This is a genomic window from Sphingobacterium sp. UBA5639, from assembly GCF_002421245.1.
GTDB classification, from domain to species: Bacteria; Bacteroidota; Bacteroidia; order Sphingobacteriales; family Sphingobacteriaceae; genus Sphingobacterium; species Sphingobacterium multivorum.
This window is the reverse complement of sequence record NZ_DIJR01000007.1, coordinates 15599-38350: the sequence shown is the minus strand read 5'-3', so window position 1 is coordinate 38350 and position 22752 is coordinate 15599. Positions and strand designations below refer to the sequence as shown.

Here is a 22752-nt window from a genome sequence, read left to right as displayed (position 1 = left end):
TAAATGAATCGTTTTAGAGAAATACTTGAAAACAACATACTTCCATTTTGGAGTGAAAAAATGGTCGATCTGGAATTTGGCGGTTTTTACGGAAAGATGGATGGGCATAATCATTTGGTGCCCTATGCTAGCAAAGGAGCTGTTATGCACGCGAGGATCCTCTGGACGTTCTCAGCTGCCTATCGCCAATTTAACGATATATCCTATTTACGAATGGCTGAACGGGCTTACCACTACCTACGCGATAATTTTATCGATAAAGAATATGGGGGAGTTTATTGGGAGCTTGATTATCAGGGCAAGCCCCTCAATACAAAAAAACAGACCTATGCACAGGGCTTTGCACTGTATGGTTTCTCGGAGTTTTACAGAGCTACGGGAATATCCGAAGCTTTGGAGTTATCAATAGATCTTTTTAAGTTGATTGAGCATACTTTTGATGATGAGTCTGGCGGATATTTGGAAGCATTTTCGCGCGACTGGTCACCGATAGCCGATATGCGGCTGAGTGAAAAAGACGAGAATCAGGTCAAGACCATGAATACTCATTTACATATTCTTGAGCCCTATACCAATCTGCTACAGGTGTGGCCAGATGATCAATTAATTTCAGCCCAAAAGGATCTGGTCGATCTTTTCGTTAGCAAAATCTATGATTCGCGTACAGGGCATCTCAATCTTTTTTTTGATCGGGAGTGGAACTCAACAACTGATACCATATCATATGGTCATGATATTGAAGCAGCATGGCTTTTGTGGGAAGCTACTACCGTATTGAATATTCCCGCACTCTCCCAATCCATCAAAGATATTGTGACCAGCATTGGCCTCGCCGCCGTGGAGGGGATCCTTCCTGACGGAAGTATGGCTTACGAATTTAGAGATGGTCATTTAGATGACGAAAGACATTGGTGGGTACAGGCCGAGGCAGTAGTTGGTTATAGCTATCTGTCCAAAATTGTACCTGATTCCAAGTTTTTAGATTTAGCAGAAAATGTCTGGAAATTTATTCAGACAAAACTTATTGATGTTCAATTTGGAGAATGGTACTGGAGTGTATTGCCCGATGGACAAATGAATCGTAACGATGATAAGGCGGGTTTCTGGAAATGTCCTTATCATAACGGCCGGATGTGTTTAGAAATGCTTCGGTTTAATGACCACGTCTGCTAATAATTGATAACCTAAGACTAAACATTTTGTTGAAATTTTCTAACTCTATGTGTAGGTGTTTTAACATTTTGACTCATAGTTCTTTATGGGTATAAAGAAAGGGGGTGCTTTCTATTAAGTGTCCCCTTAAGTGGAGCTGGAGAGATTCGAACAGGTTAGGGGCACTATACCAAAAAGGACCATATTGATGAGACAATATATAAATCATTTTTGCTCTGATTGCGACTTCTATCTTTTCGAGTTCAGCGGTTACCAGCTTACGCAGTCCTCTATCAAAACAATACATGTTAAATGTGGATACGCGAAACGGTCTTGCGGCACATCCCAAGTTCCCTTGAGATCTCCCGCAAAGATTTGCCGTGTTCCAAAAGTGTTTTTATCGTATTGTACATAGCCACTTTATACATAACGCTGAGATTTTATTATACTCTCAACAAGTAAAACCTTAATTGTTTAAGGTGGTGGCATTTTAATGCGAATTGCTGGGGGTATCTATATGCGAATTAACAATTGAGACCTCGGACTGTCTTTTTTGTCTTGCCATTTCGACGATTGCTATTGCCCGAAGCTTTCTCTTCGTTCAAGTGGTTTTCCAGTTCTCCATCCATCATTGATTCCAACAGATGCTTCATTAACGGCGCTAGGACGCCATCATTGGGAGACAAACTTTTACCTTCGTAAAGACCTTGCATGGCTTCTGCCTTGAAGCGTTCAAAGTCGAATGGGTCTTTTTCTTTCATGACCGTGTCGTTTGAATAATTGAATATACATAATCTTATTGAATTATTCCTCTGACACAGTTCATGTTACAGTCTCCATTTCTATAATTAATACACTTTGTGGTACGATGCTGTTACCTCTTTTGTTTTTTCATTTCTTCTATCTCTCGCTTTAGCTGGTCTCGATCTTCTTTCTTGTAAAATTCTAACTCCGTTGCAGAATAATCGTACTTGAATAATCTCGCTTTTATTCTGGTATTATTGACAAAAATACCAAAGTCTATGTTTGCTATAGTGAGAAAACCAGCACTATTTCCATCAATTTCGATACTTCCAAATTTTGTGAGTTTTGCCAGTCTTGTACTGAATGATCCATCTGTGTCTGAAGATACTTTTTTGAGCGTATTTCCTTCCGAGTCTAAAAATCGTATCTCTGCATTGGGTACCTTCCTTTTTTTCTTAGCTTCAGTGATAATGCCTGAAATCGTCACAGAATCTTCCGAATCGTTCTCGTCTAAATAGCTTGAAGATTCGTACCCGCCCAATACTTTATTGTTTATTGTTTTAGGTCTGATGACAGAACATGATGAGAAACAAAAGATCAAAAAAAAGACTAAAATTTTAATAGCCCAGATCAACTTATAACACCTATCTATGTTTTCTATTTGCTTTTTCAACTTCTTTCCTCAACTTTTTCTGGTCCTTTTTTGAACCTATTTCATTAATATACATGGGCTGCCTTGGTAATTTTATGTCTAAGGCGTAGGTTTTAAAATTTGTCGCAATGTAAACATGTTCGATAGTCATCCCCGTTCCAAATGTATCTACAATAATTTTTCCATGGAGCAATCCCTCGGATGGGATCGTTAGCGAAAATTCTCCATTTTTATCGGTGATGGCTGTACCAATTGTATCACTCTCTGAACTAAGAAAGAAAACTCTAGCAGAAGGAACATTTTCATTATTATGGCACATTCTCACTTTGCCTTTTATTAAAGGCGATATCTCATCATCTGTATAACCTTTACCTCGTTGGCTATAGCTGCTGCAGTTGTTTTGGTCTATATCAACCCAGTCGTTATAATTCTTCTTTGTGGAACAGCTAAAGAGTGTTAGCAAAAGAAGAAGTTTAAAACCACAAAGGTTTAACTTTATGCGTAATGCCATTATAAATTTGGACCTTTTTTATATTTCAAATAATAAACAAAAATTCTTTATATGAATAGATTCCGTTGTAAACAAGATGAAATTTTTAGCACCATCAAAAGCTTTTTTTTAACTTGCTTGTACCTACCTCTAAAATCTAACTCATTTCAATATTAATAATTTTTCTGAGTTGATTCTCATTTATATCTATTTATTATTTTGATTCTTGATTTCTTTAATCTCTTTTTTCGAAAGGGGTACTGTGCTTTTCATAACTCCATTTATAATAAACAGTTTCACAGCTATTTCTATTTGTGAATAAAATCGACCCATATCAACTTTTGCGATTTCAAGTTCACCTAATGAATTTCCATCGGATCCATTTATATTAATATTCCCGACAGTAGGTTCAGTTTTTATGGTAAACTTAAATCTTCCTTTACTATCAGCTGTTTTTTTAGCAATTAATTTATTATTTGTATCCCGAATTTCAATTTCTGCATTTGGTACTATTTTATTACTTCCTCCCATGCGCACCTCTCCCTGAAGTGATATTATTCCTTCAAGATCTTTATCATCTTTTAAATATTTTATATTTACAATCGAAAACCCTGTGCTGTTAGATGGCTTGCCGCCCAATGCAAATCCGAAACAAATAGGCGCAAAACTGAACGAGATTGCGAACAAAGCCCGCACGGCAGGCGACTATCGTGAAATAGGCAACCTCTACGGGTTTCAATTATTGGTTAAAACAGAACTTCCAAAGGATAATTCAACACTCGAAAGGGTCAATAGATTTTTTATAACTGGCGAGGGCAATATCAAGTACACCTACAATAACGGTTTGATGGCAAAAGACCCCGAAACCGCCGCAATGAATTTTTTAAGGGCTTTGGAAAAACTGCCGGGCTTTGTGAAGCAGGAGCAGGAGAAAATCGCTGAAATACCAAAAGACCTACCGATACTTCAGGAAGTGGTTAACGGTACTTGGGCTAAGGAAAGTCGATTGAGTGATCTTAAAACGGAACTGGCTGCCGTAGAAAGAAAGATACAGCTATCTATTACGCCGGAAACCAAACAAGATGCTTCGGAGCAGGCAGAAAAGCAGAATGAAGCCCCAAAGGTGCAGGAAAGCATTATACGGACAAAAGGCGTTCATTCACCTCGTGGCGTATTATAATAGTCGTTACTTTTCGTCCTTTTCGTCCATTTTTTTTTATTAGGGCTTCACACAGGCTGTCAAGGAATTTGGTTCGGTTTATCTTACGGGCTTTCAGTTCCATAAACGTATGGTAAAAATCGCCCAATTCAATATTAAAGGCATCTTCAAATGCTTTAGCAATCAATTTTATATCTGTATTCCCATTGTTAAATACACCGTGGGAGTACAGTGCATATATGAGTTCAGTCAGTGCCGTTTTGCTTGCCGTCCATTTCAATGAATTGTCCGAACCCCTTTTCACATTGATGTTATTGAGCCTGTCTTCCAAATAAACTTGTATCAGGTCATTGGCAATAATCTTGGCAACCTTATAATCGTGTGAAGTAGAAAAACGATGGTCTGCTTCAAAATAAAATGTGTCTAACCACAGCCTTATATCGTGCTTGCCACGCACAAAGAATTTTTCGTCAACGAAAGAATTATTGCTGCGGTAATACTTGTAAAAATCAAGGTTGTTTTCAAAGAACCTTTTTAGCTTTTTCAGTTCTTTGGTAAAATATTTCTTGGTACGCTTGTTCCCGTAGGGTCTTCTTGTTTCGATTTTATAGATGGCATTGTAGTAGATGAGCTTTGAAACAATAACAGGTTTCTGATACTTGAAAAAATGGATTTCTTCTTCCATATTCTTAAAGTCATTTTTCAGTACAAAGTCCTTTAAGTCGGCAAGGCTTTGTATGATATGGTGTATAACGGCTTCAATTCTTTTTATGGGGCAGTCGGTTTCAATCTCCAGTTCCTGGATTGCAGTTTCCAATTTAAGATATGTTTCATTGTAAAATTTATCCATTCGCTTCATTTTGATGTAATATATTATTGGTTAATACAGAAAAGCTAACACTGTTCGTATTAGCTTATGATGCAATTACTGCTTAAAAAAATTCAACCTCTACCGTATTGATGATGGAACGATAGATAGATTTTTGTTGCATACTTTAAAGGGTTGTAGTATGATGCAGGTTAGTCTTTGCGAATTACACCTGCATCACCTCCTTTTTTTTACCGATATTTTTTTACGGTTATGCAGTTTACAACCCTTAGTTATTTAATTTTAATAAGTCAATGCCAGCCCCACACCAAAGCCCATATCGCTATCATAGTGGGTACGTATACCTATATTCTTATTAATGATATACCTAAGTTCTCCCATATACTCTAAGTCGGTATTCACCATAAAACCACCTCTTAGTCTTTTTGAAATTGGTATATCTTCACGCATTAACTGCAATCTCACAATTCCATCATGATATACTTCTGCCTGAAAATTGACCAGCATAGGTAACGTATACATAAACCCTAAACTGAACGCCCTGCGGGTGTCTTTCTTGTTGGTTTGTCCAAATATGTTCTTTTCGTGTTCATCTTCTCCCATTTTACGGTAGCGGTAATCAAAACCTACAAAGGGCATGAACCATTGCATCTTTCCAATGTATCTACCTAAATGGGTTTCTACTTCATAACCGTGCATACTATTATAGCCTAAACGCCATTCTGTTCCTAATTGGTAGCGTGCATTCATTAGCATAGCTTCTCCATCATTACCATTGGTTGCAAAATCGTTTTGTGCCATAAAATGAGGCATATTACTTTCTCTTTGCAATTCTTTATAGGCTTTTGCCTTGTCGGGTAGATAGGGGTTATTGTAGTCTCCAACTTCAAAGACCCTGTTCATTCCCGCCATCATGTGATATAATATATGGCAATGAAAGAACCAATCACCTTCCTCATTTGCTAAAAACTCAATGGTATCTGTTTCCATAGGCATGATATCCAACACATTTTTAAGCGGCGATTTTTCGCCTTTTCCGTTTATCACCCTGAAATCAAATCCGTGAAGATGCATTGGATGCCGCATCATTGAATTATTATAAATGGTAATCCGTAGAATTTCTCCTTTTTTTACAGGTATTTTGTCAGTTTCCGAAAGTATTTTATTATCCATGCTCCATACATAGCGGTTCATGTTGCCAGTAAGTGTGAATTTCAACTCTTTTACAAGCGCATCATTTGGAAGAGAGGTGTTATAAGGTGATTGCAACATAGCATAATTTAATGTTTTGATGTCTCCCAAGGCATTAGCGTTGTAACGGTTAGCGTCGTTATCCATATCCATACCCTCATGCTTACTGTGGTCTGCTTTTTTTGTTGCATCTCCGGTAATTTCGGGATACATCACTACATTCATGTCCATTTGGTTAAGGCTCATCTTCATGCCCATATCGTTCAAATCGCCATTCATTTTCATCATATCGTTCATCATCTTCATCCCCTCGAAATACTTCAATCGTGGGAGTGGAGAAATAAGCTGTTTGACCCCATCACCTATAAAGTAACTCGCAGATTGTGTCCTGTCTTCGGTTGTTGCTAAGAACTCGTAAGCCAAACCATCTTGAGGGATAGTCACTACAATATCGTAAGTTTCAGAAACGGCAATGATTAACCTGTCCACCTCTACAGGCTCAACATCATTCCCATCATTCGCTACTACTGTAATTTTTCCTCCAGCATACCGTAGCCAGAAATATGAAGACGCCCCTCCATTGGAAACACGCAATCTGACTTTGTCGCCTGCTTTTAGCTTTTTACCATCAATTGTTTTCAAATCGGTGCTATGGCTACCATTTATTAGGATTTTATCATAGTAAATGTCACTGACATCCATCGCCAGCATCCGCTTCCACTCGTTTTTTACCTTTACCCCTAATTTTCCCTCCTTAATAGCTTCAACATATGATTGTGTTGCGCCTTTCTTAATGGCCGCCCAATCATTTGCATTGTGTAGCATACGGTTGATATTATCGGGGTTAAGATTTGTCCACTCACTTAATATAATTGGAACGGTCGGCAAATCGTCAATTCCTTTTCTGAATGTCTTATCATCGCTTCTTTTCTTCATGATAAAACTTCCGTACATGCCAATCTGCTCCTGCAATCCTGAGTGGGAATGGTACCAGTGCGTACCATGCTGGATAATCGGAAAACGGTAGGTGTAGGTTGTGCCCGGTGCGATGGGTTTTTGTGTAAGCCAGGGCACACCGTCTTCTTTATTGGGCAGGAACACACCATGCCAGTGAAGTGATGTGCTTTCTTTCAATTGGTTGTGCACCACTATTTCGGCAGTGTCGCCCTCGGTAAAGGTAAGGGTGGGCATGGGGATTTGCCCGTTTACGGCAATCGCCCGCTTTTGCTTACCTGCATAGTTGACAAGGGTATCTTTTACATACAGGTCGTAATGCACTACTTTCTGTGCAAACAACGTTTGGGTGCAAAGCAGTATCAGCACTGTTTGCAGTATTCTTATGGGTATTTTTTTATATCTGTTCATTCGTTGAAAAATTTTATTTAATGCTGTCTTCCATTGTGCCAAACCACGCCATCAAAACCTGCTTATCCTCCGGTGATAATACTGCATTGCGATGGATGAGTGTGTATGACGACAAAGGCATTTCCCCGTCCTTGACCTGCCCCGCCATAGCCCTGAACTTGTTACGCTGCCTGCGGGCAGAATATTCGCCAAATTCGCTAAAGTTGAGTTCCTCTTTCCCCTTTTTTATATGCTCTGCCATGTACCATGCTCCGGGCTGGATACGACTGTACCACGGATAGCGGGTATTGTTGCTATGGCAGTCATAACAGGACTGGACAAGGATAGCCTTTACATTTTGGGGTACGGCGTACACCCTTTCGATATGGGTGGCTGGCACTTCATCCGCCTGGTTCCGTAACGGCTGAAAGAACTGTATGCCGATGAGGACGACAGCCAGCCCCAATATGATTTTCTTCTTTATGGTCATAATTATTTTATTGTGGCTTCATCTTTTTGTGTCTACTGTTTTTTCACATACTTGGCATAATTCTCCTTGTTTTCAAAATAAGAAACTTCACCGTTATTTCCTGTCACAGCAATCACCGCATTAGCTTTGTCTACCTGCTTATGGGAATAGGGGTCTATCGCCATCCGCACGGTCGCATCTTTTGGAATACGTTCCTTACACATTTCGCAACATCCGTAATAGGTTTTACCATCAAATTTTACGTCAAACTGCCTTTTGCCCATATAGGCATCGTTGACCATGCAGACTTCATCCGATGGAACCAATTCACCTATTTGGTTACTATGCCCGTGGCTTTCCGGAGTTGCCTGCGAATGCTGTGTCGCTTCATCCTTATTTGACCCTACCTGTCCGCAAGCGGTGAATAGCAGGGCTGATAAGGAAATAAAGCCGATTATTATTTTGCTCATGTCGAAACTGTTTTTTAAATTTTATTATTTACTTTCTTCAAACTCTTTTAGCTTGCGCTTCATCAGTTCAATTTCTTCCGCTTGGGTTTTAAGTATGTTTTTTTGCAGCTCTATCAGTTCCGGGTCGGTCAGGTGTGCCTTTTCGGACATCAATATGGCTGCTGCGTGATGGGGTATCATACCCTTTGCAAACTGCTTGTCCCCGACATTGATTTGTTCCCTGATACCAAACCATGAAAAGATGCCAACAGCAACCGAGATGATGGCTATCGCCCAATTCATCTTCCTGTTGGGGTACATTACTTTCATTACCACTAATTCGATAAGCAACATTGCCGAAGTCATCAGCAGGGTCATATACAAATTGTTGATATTGGGTATAAGGTTGCGCAACCCGTCTATCATAGCGTACATAATAAAATACATTGCACCGAACATTACGACAGCCATAATCGCAAAGCGTTTGTACATGGCTGAAGCATGGCTTGAATTGTGCGCACCATGCCCTGAAGCATGACCTGTATGGTGGTTGTTCTGCATATTTTCCATAACCCTAAATTTTATTTGCTGTTAATTGTTTTTTCCACCTTACCGCAGGTCAGCATTTTAGAACCGTAGTAAGGGTTTTTGATTTCCTTGTTTTCGCTGAACCAAACAGCACCCTTACCGTCATTGAACATCGGGCAATGGTCCTGATACAATGTTTGCGATGTACCGAACAAATCAATCAGGTCTTTCAAATCTTCGCCAAGCGAGGCCAAATGTTCCCGCTGGTGGTGGATGTTGCCGACATTTTCCCCGATATGTTCTGCGTGTTCTTTAGCATCGTCCGCTATGTCCATGTACTTTTTGTGCTTATCGGCAGGAACGGCTTTCATGTCCACTTTATTCAGGGTAGCTAACAGCTTTTTCCCTGAACTGGCGGCAGCTTTGTCATCGTCCGAAACAAGGGCGTTCTTTAAGGACAGATAATCGGTAACTATGGGCGCAATAGAAAAGTTTTTTGCTTCTTCTTTTCCTGTTGCTTTTGCTTCCTGACCGCTCGGAGTTTCACTCACAACGGGCGCAGCTACCGTATCATCCTCTTTTGGTTGGGAAGCTGACTGTTCTTGTGATACAACAGCAGTATCACTTGAAGACTGCTCGTTTTTGTTGGATGCCTGATTGCATGATACTGTTACAAATGCCATGATAACAGCAATGATTGATAATGTTAGATTTTTCATTTTTATTTATTTTTTGATTTTTAAAAAACTTGCGTTAATAGCCACTACAATGGTGCTTACACTCATCAGCACAGCACCCATAGCGGGACTTAAAACAAAATTCGGATAGAGTACGCCTGCCGCAAGCGGTATTGCCACCACGTTGTAGCCAACCGCCCATATCAGGTTCTGTACCATCTTTTTGTAGGTAAGTTTGCCGAAGTCAATCAGTTTGACCACATCCCTCGGGTCGCTGTCTACCAATATGATATCCGCTGTTTCGGCAGCCACGTCCGTACCGGAACCCACGGCAATGCCCACATCTGCCTGTGCCAGTGCAGGTGCATCATTTACACCATCACCAGTCATTGCTACGATTTCGCCTTTTGCCTGAAACTCCTTTACTTTCTCCTGCTTGTTGTGCGGAAGCACATTAGCCAAATACCCGTCCATACCCAATTTTCCGGCTACGGCAGCAGCAATCCTGTCGTTGTCCCCGGTGAGCAGAAAGGACTTGATGCCCATTTTTTTGAGTTCCTCAATCGCCTGTGCCGAACCCTCACGGATGCTGTCTGCCAAAGTAATGATGCCGATTACCCGGTCATCAATGAGGACAAAGTTGACCGTTTCGGCCTCTTGATTGATTTCGTTTGGAATTTCAGGCAGGGAAAGGTGGTTTTCGGTGAAATAATTCGGGCCGCCAGCTACGACATTTTTCCCGTTCACAACACCTTTAACACCTATGCCCTGCATATAGCTGAAGTTTTCAGACTTCCATAAGGCAAGGCTCTTTTCTTTCAATGTAGCCATAATGCCTTTGGCGATATGGTGTTCCGAATTTTGCTGTACTGCGGCAGCATACTGGATAACCTCATCGGCATTATATTCGTCTGTTAACGGTATAACCTTTTCTACGGCATGGGAACCTTTGGTGAGCGTTCCGGTCTTATCAAAAATGACAGTGGAAAGTTTTCGGGTGGTTTCAAATGCTGTGCGGTTGCGGATGAGCAGACCATTGGTCGCCGATAGCGTTGTGGAAATGGCGACCACCAACGGGATAGCCACGCCCAATGCGTGCGGGCAGGCCGTTACCATTACCGTCACCATTCTTTCAAGCGCAAAGGCAATATCTCCACTGCTTGCATACCAATAGGCAAATGTGCCTATGCCAACGGCAATGGCAATAAAGGTGAGCCATTTGGCAACTTTGTCCGCAAGGTTTTGCGTATTGGACTTAGTAGCTTGTGCCTCCTGCACAAGATTGATAACCCTGTTCAGGTAGCTGTCTTTTCCAACGGCTGTTACCTTAACTTTAAGCGCACCATCGCCATTGATAGAGCCTGCGATGACCTTTCCGTCCTTTTCCTTTTTCACGGGAATACTTTCTCCGGTAAGCATGCTCTCGTTGATATACGAAAGCCCCTCCAGTACCAATCCATCGGCTGGAATTTTTTCACCCGGTTTTATGATAGCCGTTTCACCGCTTTGCAGGTCTTCAAGCTTTATTTTTACCGCTTCTCCGTTTCGCTCCACCGTGACATCGTTAGGCAGCAAAGCAACCAATGATTGCAAAGCCCGTGAAGCAGCCATTTGGGAACGCATTTCCAGCCAATGCCCTAACAGCATGATGTCGATAAGCGTAGCCAGTTCCCAAAAGAAGTCCATGCCCTGCAAGCCAAATACAACGGCTACGGAATAGACATAGGCTACGGATATAGCGATAGCAACAAGTGTCATCATCCCTATGGCTTTGGCGTTCACCTCGCCAATCATTCCCTTTAGGAACGGCAAGCCTCCATAGCTATAAATCACTGTACCCAATGCCAGCAGCACATATTTATCTCCATTGAAAGCAAGGCTGAAACCCAACCATTGCTGTATCATGTGTGACAGGAGCAGGATAGGGATTGTAATGACGAGGCTTATCCAAAAACGAGCGAGAAAATCGCCTGTATGATGCCCCTCATGTTTGTTAAAGCTATCTCTGGCTTGGTTATGATGAGAATGCCCGGAATGCCCATGTCCTGATTTTTGTACATGAGAAACTGAGCTACCGCCAACGGGAACCAGTGCCATGCCACAAAGCGGGCATTTGCCTGGTTCGTCTTTTAGCACCTGCGGGTGCATGGGACACGTGTATTTTTTCATAATAAGGGGTTTTAAAAGTTATGTTGCACTTAATTTTTTTGCCATCTCATGGGTCATTTCTTCGGCATAAGCACCATAGGCATCCACAAGTACGCCTTTATTCTTACCAGCATTGGACGATATGGCATAAATCACGGCATTGTTATCAGGACTGCTGTCGAGGCTTTCAAACCTATGGGTTTCCGTAACCGTAAAATCCTCCGGTTTTAGTTTCAGGCTCCTTGACGCACAGTACAGGCAGTCCGGCAACAGACTAAAGTCCATACTGTATCCACGCTGTCTTAGGTCTTTAAGCGCCTGCACCATGTCATTGTACTGTACCATAGCTTTCAGACCTGTTATTTAATGGTTTCGACCGTACTGCCGCAGGTAAGCATCTGTGAGCCGTAATATGGGTTTTTAACAGCATTCTCTTTACTTAGCCAATTGGCTCCCTTACCTCCATTGTACATAGGGCAGTGCTGGTAATAAACGGGAGTATCCTGTTTAGACACTTTGGCCAGTGTGTAGATGCTTCCCGAAAGTGCCGCAAAAGCACTTCTTTGTTTTGCAACATCTTTTGATTTTGAAATGCTTTCCGCATTGGCCGTCAAGTCCTGCATCACTTTCATCCAAGCCGTATGTTCCTCTGCCGATAGCTTATTCATATCGACTGCTTTAAGGGATGCAGCCAATTCAGCGGCTTTGGCAGATGCGGTCGCCGCATCGGTTTTTATCAAAGCATCTTTCACTGAAAAGTAGTTGTCAAATACAGCCTTTAGCTGTGATTGGTTTTGGGCTGCATCTTTGTTAGCTGCCATTTGACTATGGTCGTGATTGCCATGTCCGGCATTCATGTCCATTCCCGCCTCCTTGTTTTTGGCAACCGTCTTCACTGGTCTATCATACTGGCAGCAACCAGCCAGTTTAGCATATACGTCATCCGGCGCACGGAACTTCTCACTGTCATAACCAGCCAAAGCGATACGTTTCAGGATTTCATCCTGATTTGTTTTGTCGCCGTCATAGGTGAGCGTAGCCATCTTGGTATCTTTGTTCCAGTCCACACTGGCTACCTTTTTTACGTTACCTGCCTTTTCGATGGTGGTTTTGCATATACCACAATTGCCGTAAATCTTTACGGTTTCTGTTTTCGCATTCTTGATTTGTGCGAAGCCGTTTATTGATGATAGTAATACGGCGATTACCATCACTATTTTTGATAATGATTTCATAATAATTACATTTTGAGAAACGGGGGATTGATAAACCCATTTCTGTTTTAAATTTTAAATAAATGATACAAATAGGGGATTTGCAAAAGCCGGAACAGCTTCTGACAGGACATACCTATGGCTATCAGGCCATAGTTTTAGCTTATTTTAGGCGGTAGCCAAATGGAGAAAAAGCCCGAAGAATAGTAGGCTTCTTTGAAACCGAATTTTTGCTTTTTAGCTGCTGCTAAGTGATTTTTTGCCTTTAATTCGATTACGGTTGGGACATTTAGGGAAGAGGTTGAAGCACCGCACCTGCAAGAGCTGTGGGAACAACCGCCCCCGCATTTGTCACTTTTGCATTTTTTACAGGATTTGCTCTTGCAACCTTTTTTATGTTCTGATTTTTTGGATTTCTCCTTTGAGCAGAAAGACTGCTCGGTCTTTGTTGAATTTTTGGAACAGGCATAGCTCTGACTTGGCATCATAAAGAAAACCAAACAGAACAATGTCAAAATGCCTATATGTATTCTATAATTTTTCAACGCAACAAAGTTACAAATTAGATTGGTTTTTTTTATATCGTTTTACGTTTTTTTTGCTATATGGAAAAATAATGCCATATACGCAATAACCTATCGCCTTTTTTCAGAATTGATAAAATGCCCTTTTTCATCAACCCAACCTCATGGAAATTCGGTCGGAAAAAGGGCATTTCAAAAAGTTGCTGGCTTAGGCATCCAAAGGTTCTATTTTGAAGCCTGCCTTTTGCACGGTCGATATTACTTCCTGCTCGGTAATGCCCTCGGACTTCACGGTAAGTACCTTGTCCTTGTTGGCCGTGTCCACTTCCCAATGGCAGATGCCCTCTGCGTTGTCCAAGTGCGGCTTTACAGATGCGATACAGCCGCCGCAATTGATGTTCGTCTTGAATTGAAATTGTTTATTTTCCATTGTTTACAAATTTTAGAGTTATCTGATAATGCAAATTTCCGTACTATTCAGTTAGTTATTGTTGTGTAATTTCTTGTTTGATTTGTGAGATTTACTGTTTTATTTCTTCCACTTCAACCGCAGGCTGTTACTGACCACGCTCACGCTGCTCAATGCCATTGCCGCACCCGCAATCATCGGGTTGAGCAGGAAGCCGTTAACAGGGTAAAGGATGCCTGCCGCTACCGGAATGCCGATTACGTTGTAGATAAACGCCCAGAACAGGTTTTGCTTGATGGTGGCTACGGTCTGTTTGGACAAGCGTATTGCCTGCGGTATCTTGGTCAGGTCGGACGAAATGATGGTCATCTTGGCTACGTCCATTGCGATGTCGCTGCCTTTGCCCATTGCGATACTTACATCGGCTGTTGCCAATGCGGTGCTGTCGTTGATACCATCGCCCACCATTGCCACTACCTTTCCTTTACTTTGCAGTTCTTTCACAAAGTCGGCTTTATGCTGTGGCAAAACTTCGGCTTTGTAATGCTTGATGCCTGTCTGCTCCGCAATGGCTTTAGCGGTAGCTTCATTATCTCCGGTCAGCATATACAGGTCAATGCCCATTTCCTGCATTTCCCGGATAGCCTGCACCGATGTTTCCTTAATCTTATCGGCGATAGCGATTACAGCAAGAGCCTTTTTGCTGTTTGCAAACCAGATAACGGTTTTAGACTGTTTGCCCCATTCTTCGGCCTGGTCTTGTAATTCTCCGGCAATGGCAATGTTGTTTTCTGCCAATAGCTTTTTGTTGCCTACATAATAGGTTTCGTTGTCATGGTCTGCTTTTGCGCCTTTGCCCGTAATGCTGTCGAACATGGATAAAGAGGTGGCCGCTACATCGCCAAGATGCTTCACTACGGCTTCTGCCAATGGATGCTCGGATTGCTTTTCGATGCTCAAAAGGATTTCTTTTGCAGTGTCCTCATTGTTCAGCCATTTAATGCCCGTTACCTGTGGTCTTCCCTCGGTGATGGTTCCGGTTTTGTCCAAAACGATGGCATTTACTTTTTTGGCCAGTTCCAAACTTTCGGCATCCTTTATCAAAATGCCATTTTCAGCACCTTTACCAACGCCTACCATAATAGCGGTGGGTGTCGCTAAGCCTAAAGCACAGGGGCAGGCAATGACCAATACCGTAACGGCTGCCAACAGACCTTGAACAACCCCGTTTTCGCCTCCCAAAATCAACCATAGCGTAAATGTCAGGATGGCAATACCTATCACTGTGGGAACAAAGATGCCCGCAATCCTATCGACCAGTTTCTGTACGGGTGCTTTGCTTCCCTGTGCATCCTGCACCATTTTGATGATGTGGGCAAGCATGGTTTCTTTGCCCACTTTTACCGCCCTGAACCGGAAGCTGCCTTTTTGGTTAATCGTTCCTGCAAATACTTTTTCTTTTTCTTTTTTCAATACAGGTACAGGCTCACCGCTTAACATGCTTTCGTCCACATACGAATTGCCCGATATGACCATGCCGTCTACCGCAATCTTTTCACCGGGCTTTACGAGTATCACATCGCCTGCGCTTACGTCTTCGATAGCGGTCTGCTTTTCCGTTCCGTCCGCCTGTACCACGATGACCGTTTTTGGCTGCAAGCCCATCAGCTTCTTAATGGCTGAAGAGGTGTTGCCTTTGGCTCTTTCTTCCAGCAGTTTTCCCAAGAGGATGAATGCGATAATAACGGCAGCCGCTTCAAAATATACGTGAGCATGCAGTCCCCGTTGATGCCAAAAGTCGGCAAACAGCATATTGAAAACACTGAACAGGTAGGCAATACCTGTACTCAATGCCACCAGCGTATCCATATTGGCGGAACGGTGCTTTGCCTGCTTCCAAGCGTTTACAAAAAAATCCCTGCCCAACCATATTACAACGGGCGTGGAAAAGAGCCACATTATCGGGTCTGCATAGGGCATATCCATAAAGAACATTCCTATGATTACCACGGGCAGGGAAAGGATAATTGCCCAAATGGTCTTGTTTTTCAAGGTTCGGAATTTCTTTTCGTGGATGGCTTCGAGCGTTTCCTGCTGCTTGGTTTCGTCTTCAACCAATAGGTCGTAACCTACTCCCTGAACCGCTTTTTGCAAGGTGGAGGCATCGGTCATATTGGGCAGATATTCCACGGTAAGATTGCCCGTTGCAAAGTTCACGGAAGCATTAACTACTCCCGGTTGGTATTTCACAATGCTTTCGGCACTGCCCGCACAGGATGCACAGGTCATGCCCAATACCGGAAAAGCACTTTTAACCGTAGGAACTCCGTAACCTAAATCTTTAATTGCCTTAACAGCCTCGCCTACGGTTTCATTGCTATCTACTGTAATCGCTGCCCTTCGGTTGTTCAGCTCTACTTTATGGGTTTCTACGCCTTTTACCTGTGCCAATCCCTTTTCAACGATTAATGCACAGTGTTCGCTTTCTACATCCTCCAATGGAATGTATATATTTTCTCTGTTTGTCGCCATATTTGCCTGCTTTAATTTACAATACAAAATTGGCTATTATATTTATGGGTACTGGTGTGAAATTTTGGATTTGATTTGTAAGATTTACTTACACTTTATCCAACGGTTTTCTTTTATCCTCTTTAATCTGTTTGAAATGGCTTGGTGTTAGCCCGGTAACTTTTTTAAACTGGTTACTCAAATATGCCACGCTCGAATAATTTAGGCGGTTCGCAATCTCACTTAATGACAACTCATCATACACCAACAATTCTTTGACTTTCTCCACCTTTTGGGCGATAAAGTATTTTTCAATGGTTGTACCCTCTACCTCTGAAAACAGATTGGACAGGTAATTGTAATCGTGATGCAATTTGTCACTCAATACATCGGAAAGGTTGGTTTTTACATCACTATCCTGATGGTGTACCAGGTCAATGATAATGTTCTTTATCTTTTCTATTATCCTGCCTTTTTTATCGTCAATTACTTCAAATCCTAATGGCTCTAAAGTTTTGGACAAATTCTCTTTTTCCAGAGATGTTATTTCTTTGGAAAGAATAACTTCGCCCAGTTTTATATTTTTAGCATCTAATCCCAGTTTTTCCAATTCGTTTTGTACCACCATAATGCAACGGTCGCAAACCATATTTTTAATAAAGATTGTATTCATAACCCGTAGTGCATTATAAAAAAGGTTACTCATAATACGAAAATTTCGTATATTGTATTGACTACCAATCTAATACATTATGAATAACCTAGATGCAATTTACGATTTTATTTTAAAGGAATTAAGAAAATTAACCATCAAAGAAAATTTTTATTTCAAACCAATTAAACCAAAATTATCTGATTTAGAACTCATTGCAATAAATATTTCTGCAGAATATTTATCGATAGATTCAGAATATCAGTTGTTTAGATACCTCTCTAATTCAAAACTAAAGGGAATGATTGAGAGAAGTGTGTTTAATCGCAGAAAAAGAAAGCTTTTCTTACACTTGGAAAATATAAGAAAACTTATGGTTGATAAATTTAATGAGATGGAAACCACTTTTATTGTAGATTCGATGCCTTTAGAAATCTGCAAAAACGCAAGAGCGAACCGCTCTAAAATTTGTAAGGAAAATGAATTTTCGTTTCCCAGCAAAGGTTATTGCGCTTCTCAATCGAGTTATTATTATGGTTACAAATTACATGCAGTTTGTTCTGTTTCCGGAGTTTTCCAAAGTTTTGATATTTCTACAGCAAGCATTCATGATATTCATTTTTTGCAAGATATCAAGCATCAAATGAACAATTGTACGTTGATTGGAGACAGGGGTTATTTATCCACCCAAGTGCAAACAGATTTGTTCAATTATGCGAATATAAAGCTGGATACACCCATGAGAAACAACCAAAAAAATTATCAAAAACAAAAATATATTTTCAGAAAATCCAGAAAAAGAATTGAGACTTTATTCTCTCAACTTTGCGACCAATTTAAAATCAGAAACAATTACGCAAAATCTTTTAACGGTTTTAAAACAAGGGTATTGAGCAAAATAACAGCATTAACTTTCATTCAGTTTGTAAATGTTTTTGTTTTCAATAGAAAAATGAATAGACTTAAAATTGAATTAATTTAATAATGCACTACGAGTATTCATATTTATTTACTGACTACGTTTAGTATTTAATACATAAGCAATAAACAAATTTACAATTTAAGTTTAATTACTCTGACTTCTTGCCAAGAGGAATAAAGCCTGTGTACATATATACTTACTGTTTTTCATCTTGTTCGTCCATTTTCTTTATCAGTGCTTCACACAGCCTGTCGAGGAATTTCGTTCGGTTTATTTTGCGGGCTTTAAGTTCCATAAACGTATGGTAAAAGTCGCCTAACTCAATATTGAAGGCATCTTCAAACGTTTTGGCTATCAATTTTATTTCTGTATTCCCATTGTTAAATGCACCGTGGGAGTACAGTGCATAAATGAGTTCCGTGAGTGCAGTTTTGCTTGCTGTCCATATCAACGAATTATCTGAAACCTTTTTAACGTTGATGTTATTTAACCTGTCTTCCAAATATACCTGTATCAGGTCATTAGCAATTATCTTGGCAACCTTATAATCGTGCGAAGTAGAAAAGCGATGGTCTGCCTCAAAATAAAAAGTGTCTAACCATAGTCTTATATCGTGCTTGCCACGTACAAAAAATTGTTCGTCAAAGAAAGAATTATTGCTACGGTAATACTTATAAAAATCAAGGTTATTTTCAAAGAACCTTTTTAGCTTTTTCAGTTCTTTGACAAAATATTTCTTGGTACGCTTATTTCCATACGGTCTTCTCGTTTCGATTTTATAGATGGCATTATAATAGATGAGCTTTGAAACGATAATTGGCTTTTGATATTTAAAAAAGCGAATTTCTTCATCAACATTCTTAAATCCTCTTTTTAAAATATATTTTTTTACGTCGAATAAACATTTGATAATAAGTTGTATAACTGCTTCAATGCGTTCTATCGAACAGTCTGCTTCAATCTCAAATTCTTTGATTTCGTTTTCCAGCTTAGCCAGCGTTTCGTTATAAAATTTATCCATCCGTTATCCTAAATCTATTTTTTAAACAATAATAGAGAAGCCCAAATACTGTCATATTTGAAAGAAATTTGCATTTTCGGGTTTCTCTTTTGGAACTTTGGTTTTTGCTCGATACAGAACTAATAAGTCCATTTTTAGTGATAGGGATAGATATAATAGTGTCTAATTTTATGTATATCAAAGCAATAAGACACAGAGCTAAAAAATATCCCAAAAAGTATCATAAAGAGCGAAGGTCTTTTCTTCTTCTTCTTCTCCTTCGACAAATTGACATTTGATAACTTTTGCCTTTCTTACGAATTGTCTGTTTTATTCATCATTAGGATGTTCTAATCTTAAAATTTCATCCGCTGTATCCTTACTGCGTTTAGTATAGCTAATAAGGCAACCCCAACATCGGCAAAAACAGCTTCCCACATAGTCGCTAAGCCCCCAGCTCCCAAAACTAGTACAATAGCTTTTACTCCGAATGCTAAAGCTATATTTTGCCAAACGATTTTCTTTGTCTGCTTGCCTATATTGATTGCCATAGGTATTTTACTCGGTTTGTCGTCTTGTATTACCACATCTGCCGTTTCAATGGTCGCATCGCTTCCCAAACCGCCCATTGCAATACCCGCATCGCTCAAAGCCACAACAGGCGCATCGTTTACACCGTCGCCAACAAAAGCAACGCTTCCGCCTTTGGCTTTAATTTCTTTAACTCTGTTTACTTTATCTTCAGGCAATAAATCTCCGAAAGCATTATCTATCCCCAACTGTTCCGCTACATACTTTACAACCGTACTTTTATCTCCGCTAAGCATAGTAGCTTTAACATTGAGCTTATGCAATAGATTTATGGTTTCCTGTGCGTCTTCTTTTATGCTGTCCGCAATGGTAATGTAACCAACAAACTTTCTATCATAAGCCACTGCGATTACCGTGTAGACAATGCTGTTCGGGTCTATGTCATAAGTAATAGAAAATTTATCCATCAGCTTAAAATTCCCTACCAATAATTCTTTCCCATTTACATTAGCCTTTAGTCCGTGTCCTGCAATTTCCTCTATATTTTCTAATGGGATATTGTGGTTTACATCGCCTACATATTCTTGAATGGCAGTTGCTACGGGGTGGCTACTATGGCTTTCCAAAGCATTGACCATTTCTAAAATTTCTTTCTCATCAAATGCCTTGTCAAATACAACTTCCTGAACTTTAAATACGCCCTCCGTCATTGTACCTGTCTTATCCATTACTACATTTTGTATGCTGGCAAGAACATCCAAAAAGTTGCTTCCCTTAACCAATATTCCATTTTTACTCGCTGCCCCAATTCCGCCAAAGTAGCCTAAAGGAATACTTATTACCAATGCACAAGGGCAAGAGATAACAAGGAATACCAAAGCACGATACAACCATTGGCTGAACACATAATTTTCTACAAAGAAGTAGGGCAATGCTGTAATTAGAATAGCTAACAGTACAACTATCGGTGTGTATATTTTTGCAAACTTTCTAATGAATAATTCTGTCGGTGCTTTTTGAGCAGTAGCATTTTGCACCAATTCTAAAATTTTACTCAGCTTGCTATCAGTATATGCAGTTGTTACTTTTACTTGTACAACGGTATTTAGGTTTATCATTCCTGCTAATACCGTATCATCTTTTGCTTTGGTGTCGGGCTTGCTTTCGCCTGTTAAAGCTGCTGTGTTGAATGATGCAGTTTCGGATAATAATGTTCCGTCTAATCCTAATTTTTCGCCGGGCTTTAATTGTATGATGTCACCAATGGTTACTGTTTCCGCCTTTACTGTTTTCGGTTGATTTTCTTTTAGAATAGTTACTTCATCGGGGCGTTGGTCAAGCAAGCTCTTGATATTTGCTTTCGCTCTTTTAACTGCTAATGACTGAAAGACTTCGCCAACAGCATAAAACAGCATTACAGCGACACCCTCTGGGTATTCACCAATGGCAAAGGCTCCAATAGTGGCAATACTCATTAGCAAAAATTCTGAAAAAACATCGCCTTTGCTAATACTTTCAAAAGCTTCTTTAATTACAGGAAATCCGACTGGTGCATACGCTATTATATACCAAACAGTTCTTACCCAACCTTGAAACCATTCAGGTTTCAAGGCATTGTCTAAGTAAATAGCAATTAGCAATAGTACCAAAGAAATAATTCCTGGTAAAAACATTTTTATAACGCTATTTTTATCAACAGCTTCACTTCGTTCATTACTCTTTTGATTGACTTTTTCATCCGTTGAGCAACAAACATTATCAGTACTCTGCCCTGTATTTGTTTGGGCATCGTTTTTGCTTTCCTCGGTGCAGCAGAGTTGCTTGCCGTGTGCATCATAAATATGCTTGTGATTTTTATCTGTATTTATCATTGTTTAGTTATTATTGGTTAATCTTCCTCTTCTCCAGCATTAGATAATTTTGCGTTTACAAAAAATGCTCCTTTTACAACGATTTTGGCATTGACAGGAATTTGCTTGACAAAAGTTATTGCGGTATACCCCATATCAGATACCCCTTTCAATACTTCTACTTTTTCAAAATTTATATTGCTTGTATCTTCCTTATGTTCAGTTTCCTCATCTTCTTTATGGCTTTCTTCTTCGTGATGTTCTTCTGCTTTTTTATCGGTTTGTACGAAAATAAAATATTTACCATCAGTATTTACGATGGCATCATTGGGAACAGCAGGTGTGGTCACATTGCTTAAGCTTACAATTCCTGTTATATTCATTCCATCAATTAACCCATTTTTATTACCTTTTATGCGGCAACGTACAACAATAGTTTTACTCTCATTTTGAAAAGATGAACCGATATTGAAAACCGTAGCCTCATATTCAGTGGCTGGATTATTTGTCAATCGAAAATGAATAGTTTGCCCAATTTTTATTTGTGGTAAATCTTTTTCAAAAACTTGTAAATCCAAATGCAATGAGCTGTTATCTACAACTTCAATTACTGGAGAAGAAACATCTACATAACTTCCAATTTTAGCGAAAACATTACTCACTGTACCATTCAAAGGACTAATTACCGTTAGCGCAGATTTCAAATTACTGTTTGATAGGGTGCTGGGATTGATGCCCATTAATTGTAATTGTTGATGTAAAGATGCTTTTCGAGTACGAAGGCTGTTCAATTCGGCTGTTGCACTTTGTAAATTTTTCTTTGCGCCAGCATTTCCTTCGTTTAACTCTTTTTGTCTTGATAGCTCTTGCTCTGCAAAAGTTATTCTACTTACTATACTCAAATATTCTTCCTGTAATTGTATAAACTGCGGATTGCCAATCGTTGCTATTATTTCACCCTTTCTAACATAATCCCCAAGTTGAACTTTCAATGTTCTTATCACCCCACCATATAAAGTTGTAGCATTGGCTTTATTGTTATTGGGAACATTCAGATTTCCATTTGCTTTGATGGTTGCAGACAGCTCCCTTTGTTCTATTGTGCCTATTTTTATTCCAACTATCTTTATCTGTTCCTCTGAAAGTGTGGCAATGGTTGGTACTTCTTCGTGGGCTTCTTCTTTTTGAATTTCTTTTGCCTTCTGGTTTTGCCCATCCCCATCTTTATGATTATTGCAAGCGGAAAAAGCAAGTATTACAACAGTTATCACTGTTACAAACGTGATTTTATTTATATTGAATTTCAT

At 40.0% G+C, this 22752-nt stretch carries 22 protein-coding genes and 2 pseudogenes; 3 read left to right on the top strand and 21 right to left on the bottom strand.

Annotated features, from left to right (window positions below):
- Nucleotides 1–3: 3 nt before the first annotated feature.
- Nucleotides 4–1173, top strand: coding sequence for an AGE family epimerase/isomerase (locus tag B4Z90_RS07110; RefSeq protein ID WP_070566725.1), 1170 nt, complete (start codon nucleotides 4–6; stop codon nucleotides 1171–1173).
- A 73-nt stretch (nucleotides 1174–1246) separates the two neighbouring features.
- Here the strand turns inward: B4Z90_RS07110 and B4Z90_RS07105 are convergent, their stop codons facing one another.
- The 6 genes and pseudogenes from B4Z90_RS07105 to B4Z90_RS07085 form a co-directional block, all read right to left on the bottom strand.
- Entirely contained in the window at nucleotides 1247–1459 is a 213-nt protein-coding gene (locus B4Z90_RS07105) for an Abi family protein (RefSeq protein ID WP_088162435.1), read from the bottom strand.
- A 1-nt stretch (nucleotide 1460) separates the two neighbouring features.
- Nucleotides 1461–1565 carry a helix-turn-helix domain-containing protein gene (locus B4Z90_RS25125; RefSeq protein ID WP_368072492.1) on the bottom strand — a complete coding sequence of 35 codons (105 nt, stop codon included), beginning with the start codon at nucleotides 1563–1565 and terminating at the stop codon, nucleotides 1461–1463.
- A 117-nt stretch (nucleotides 1566–1682) separates the two neighbouring features.
- Nucleotides 1683–1913, bottom strand: a pseudogene (locus B4Z90_RS07100) (IS256 family transposase); the annotation flags it as partial.
- A gap of 113 nt (nucleotides 1914–2026) precedes the next feature.
- Nucleotides 2027–2437, bottom strand: coding sequence for a carboxypeptidase regulatory-like domain-containing protein (locus B4Z90_RS07095; RefSeq protein ID WP_139145005.1), 411 nt, complete (start codon nucleotides 2435–2437; stop codon nucleotides 2027–2029).
- A gap of 103 nt (nucleotides 2438–2540) precedes the next feature.
- Nucleotides 2541–3059, bottom strand: coding sequence for a hypothetical protein (locus B4Z90_RS07090; RefSeq protein WP_070566717.1), 519 nt, complete (start codon nucleotides 3057–3059; stop codon nucleotides 2541–2543).
- A 186-nt stretch (nucleotides 3060–3245) separates the two neighbouring features.
- The gene (locus B4Z90_RS07085; protein WP_139145004.1) at nucleotides 3246–3677 is read right to left on the bottom strand and encodes a hypothetical protein; all 432 of its coding nucleotides are present in this window, start codon (nucleotides 3675–3677) and stop codon (nucleotides 3246–3248) included.
- Here B4Z90_RS07085 and B4Z90_RS07080 point away from each other — a divergent pair.
- The gene (locus B4Z90_RS07080) at nucleotides 3652–4218 is read left to right on the top strand and encodes a hypothetical protein (protein WP_070566713.1); all 567 of its coding nucleotides are present in this window, start codon (nucleotides 3652–3654) and stop codon (nucleotides 4216–4218) included. The two genes, B4Z90_RS07085 and B4Z90_RS07080, sit on opposite strands and share 26 nt — an antisense overlap.
- Before the next feature lie 6 nt (nucleotides 4219–4224).
- On the opposite strand, the pseudogene B4Z90_RS07075 reads toward B4Z90_RS07080, so the two are convergent.
- From B4Z90_RS07075 to B4Z90_RS07020, 12 genes and pseudogenes are all read right to left on the bottom strand, one after another.
- Nucleotides 4225–5047, bottom strand: a pseudogene (locus tag B4Z90_RS07075) (RteC domain-containing protein).
- Nucleotides 5048–5308: 261 nt separating this feature from the next.
- On the bottom strand, nucleotides 5309–7582 hold the full coding sequence (locus B4Z90_RS07070; RefSeq protein WP_286709901.1) for a multicopper oxidase family protein: 2274 nt from the start codon (nucleotides 7580–7582) through the stop codon (nucleotides 5309–5311).
- Between the two features lie 13 nt (nucleotides 7583–7595).
- A complete protein-coding gene (locus B4Z90_RS07065) occupies nucleotides 7596–7961 on the bottom strand; it encodes a heme-binding domain-containing protein (RefSeq protein ID WP_286801648.1) in 366 nt (121 codons plus the stop codon).
- Nucleotides 7962–8083: 122 nt separating this feature from the next.
- Nucleotides 8084–8500: a hypothetical protein gene (locus B4Z90_RS07060; protein WP_078797523.1), complete on the bottom strand. Its 417-nt coding sequence runs from the start codon at nucleotides 8498–8500 to the stop codon at nucleotides 8084–8086.
- A gap of 24 nt (nucleotides 8501–8524) precedes the next feature.
- Nucleotides 8525–9049 carry a DUF305 domain-containing protein gene (locus tag B4Z90_RS07055; RefSeq protein WP_286801645.1) on the bottom strand — a complete coding sequence of 175 codons (525 nt, stop codon included), beginning with the start codon at nucleotides 9047–9049 and terminating at the stop codon, nucleotides 8525–8527.
- 11 nt (nucleotides 9050–9060) lie between these two features.
- The gene (locus tag B4Z90_RS07050; RefSeq protein ID WP_002993266.1) at nucleotides 9061–9726 is read right to left on the bottom strand and encodes a DUF3347 domain-containing protein; all 666 of its coding nucleotides are present in this window, start codon (nucleotides 9724–9726) and stop codon (nucleotides 9061–9063) included.
- Between the two features lie 6 nt (nucleotides 9727–9732).
- Complete coding sequence (locus B4Z90_RS07045) at nucleotides 9733–11853, bottom strand: heavy metal translocating P-type ATPase (RefSeq protein ID WP_034735068.1); 2121 nt, start codon at nucleotides 11851–11853, stop codon at nucleotides 9733–9735.
- 18 nt (nucleotides 11854–11871) lie between these two features.
- Nucleotides 11872–12177: a phosphoribosylpyrophosphate synthetase gene (locus tag B4Z90_RS07040; protein ID WP_201638883.1), complete on the bottom strand. Its 306-nt coding sequence runs from the start codon at nucleotides 12175–12177 to the stop codon at nucleotides 11872–11874.
- Between the two features lie 14 nt (nucleotides 12178–12191).
- Nucleotides 12192–13067 carry a DUF3347 domain-containing protein gene (locus B4Z90_RS07035; RefSeq protein WP_034735069.1) on the bottom strand — a complete coding sequence of 292 codons (876 nt, stop codon included), beginning with the start codon at nucleotides 13065–13067 and terminating at the stop codon, nucleotides 12192–12194.
- 711 nt (nucleotides 13068–13778) lie between these two features.
- On the bottom strand, nucleotides 13779–14000 hold the full coding sequence (locus B4Z90_RS07030; protein ID WP_201638884.1) for a heavy-metal-associated domain-containing protein: 222 nt from the start codon (nucleotides 13998–14000) through the stop codon (nucleotides 13779–13781).
- A 99-nt stretch (nucleotides 14001–14099) separates the two neighbouring features.
- Entirely contained in the window at nucleotides 14100–16511 is a 2412-nt protein-coding gene (locus B4Z90_RS07025) for a heavy metal translocating P-type ATPase (protein WP_286801666.1), read from the bottom strand.
- Nucleotides 16512–16599: 88 nt separating this feature from the next.
- Nucleotides 16600–17163, bottom strand: coding sequence for a helix-turn-helix domain-containing protein (locus B4Z90_RS07020; protein ID WP_024566623.1), 564 nt, complete (start codon nucleotides 17161–17163; stop codon nucleotides 16600–16602).
- A 79-nt stretch (nucleotides 17164–17242) separates the two neighbouring features.
- Between B4Z90_RS07020 and B4Z90_RS07015 the strand changes: the two genes are divergently transcribed.
- On the top strand, nucleotides 17243–18124 hold the full coding sequence (locus B4Z90_RS07015; protein ID WP_286801644.1) for an IS982 family transposase: 882 nt from the start codon (nucleotides 17243–17245) through the stop codon (nucleotides 18122–18124).
- Nucleotides 18125–18260: 136 nt separating this feature from the next.
- Here the strand turns inward: B4Z90_RS07015 and B4Z90_RS07010 are convergent, their stop codons facing one another.
- The 3 genes from B4Z90_RS07010 to B4Z90_RS07000 form a co-directional block, all read right to left on the bottom strand.
- Nucleotides 18261–19085, bottom strand: a complete 825-nt coding sequence (locus B4Z90_RS07010; RefSeq protein WP_002981101.1) for an RteC domain-containing protein — start codon at nucleotides 19083–19085, stop codon at nucleotides 18261–18263.
- A gap of 335 nt (nucleotides 19086–19420) precedes the next feature.
- Nucleotides 19421–21466 (bottom strand): heavy metal translocating P-type ATPase, encoded by a 2046-nt coding sequence (locus B4Z90_RS07005; protein WP_115050239.1) that lies wholly within the window; start codon nucleotides 21464–21466, stop codon nucleotides 19421–19423.
- A gap of 17 nt (nucleotides 21467–21483) precedes the next feature.
- Nucleotides 21484–22752 carry an efflux RND transporter periplasmic adaptor subunit gene (locus B4Z90_RS07000; protein ID WP_115050241.1) on the bottom strand — a complete coding sequence of 423 codons (1269 nt, stop codon included), beginning with the start codon at nucleotides 22750–22752 and terminating at the stop codon, nucleotides 21484–21486.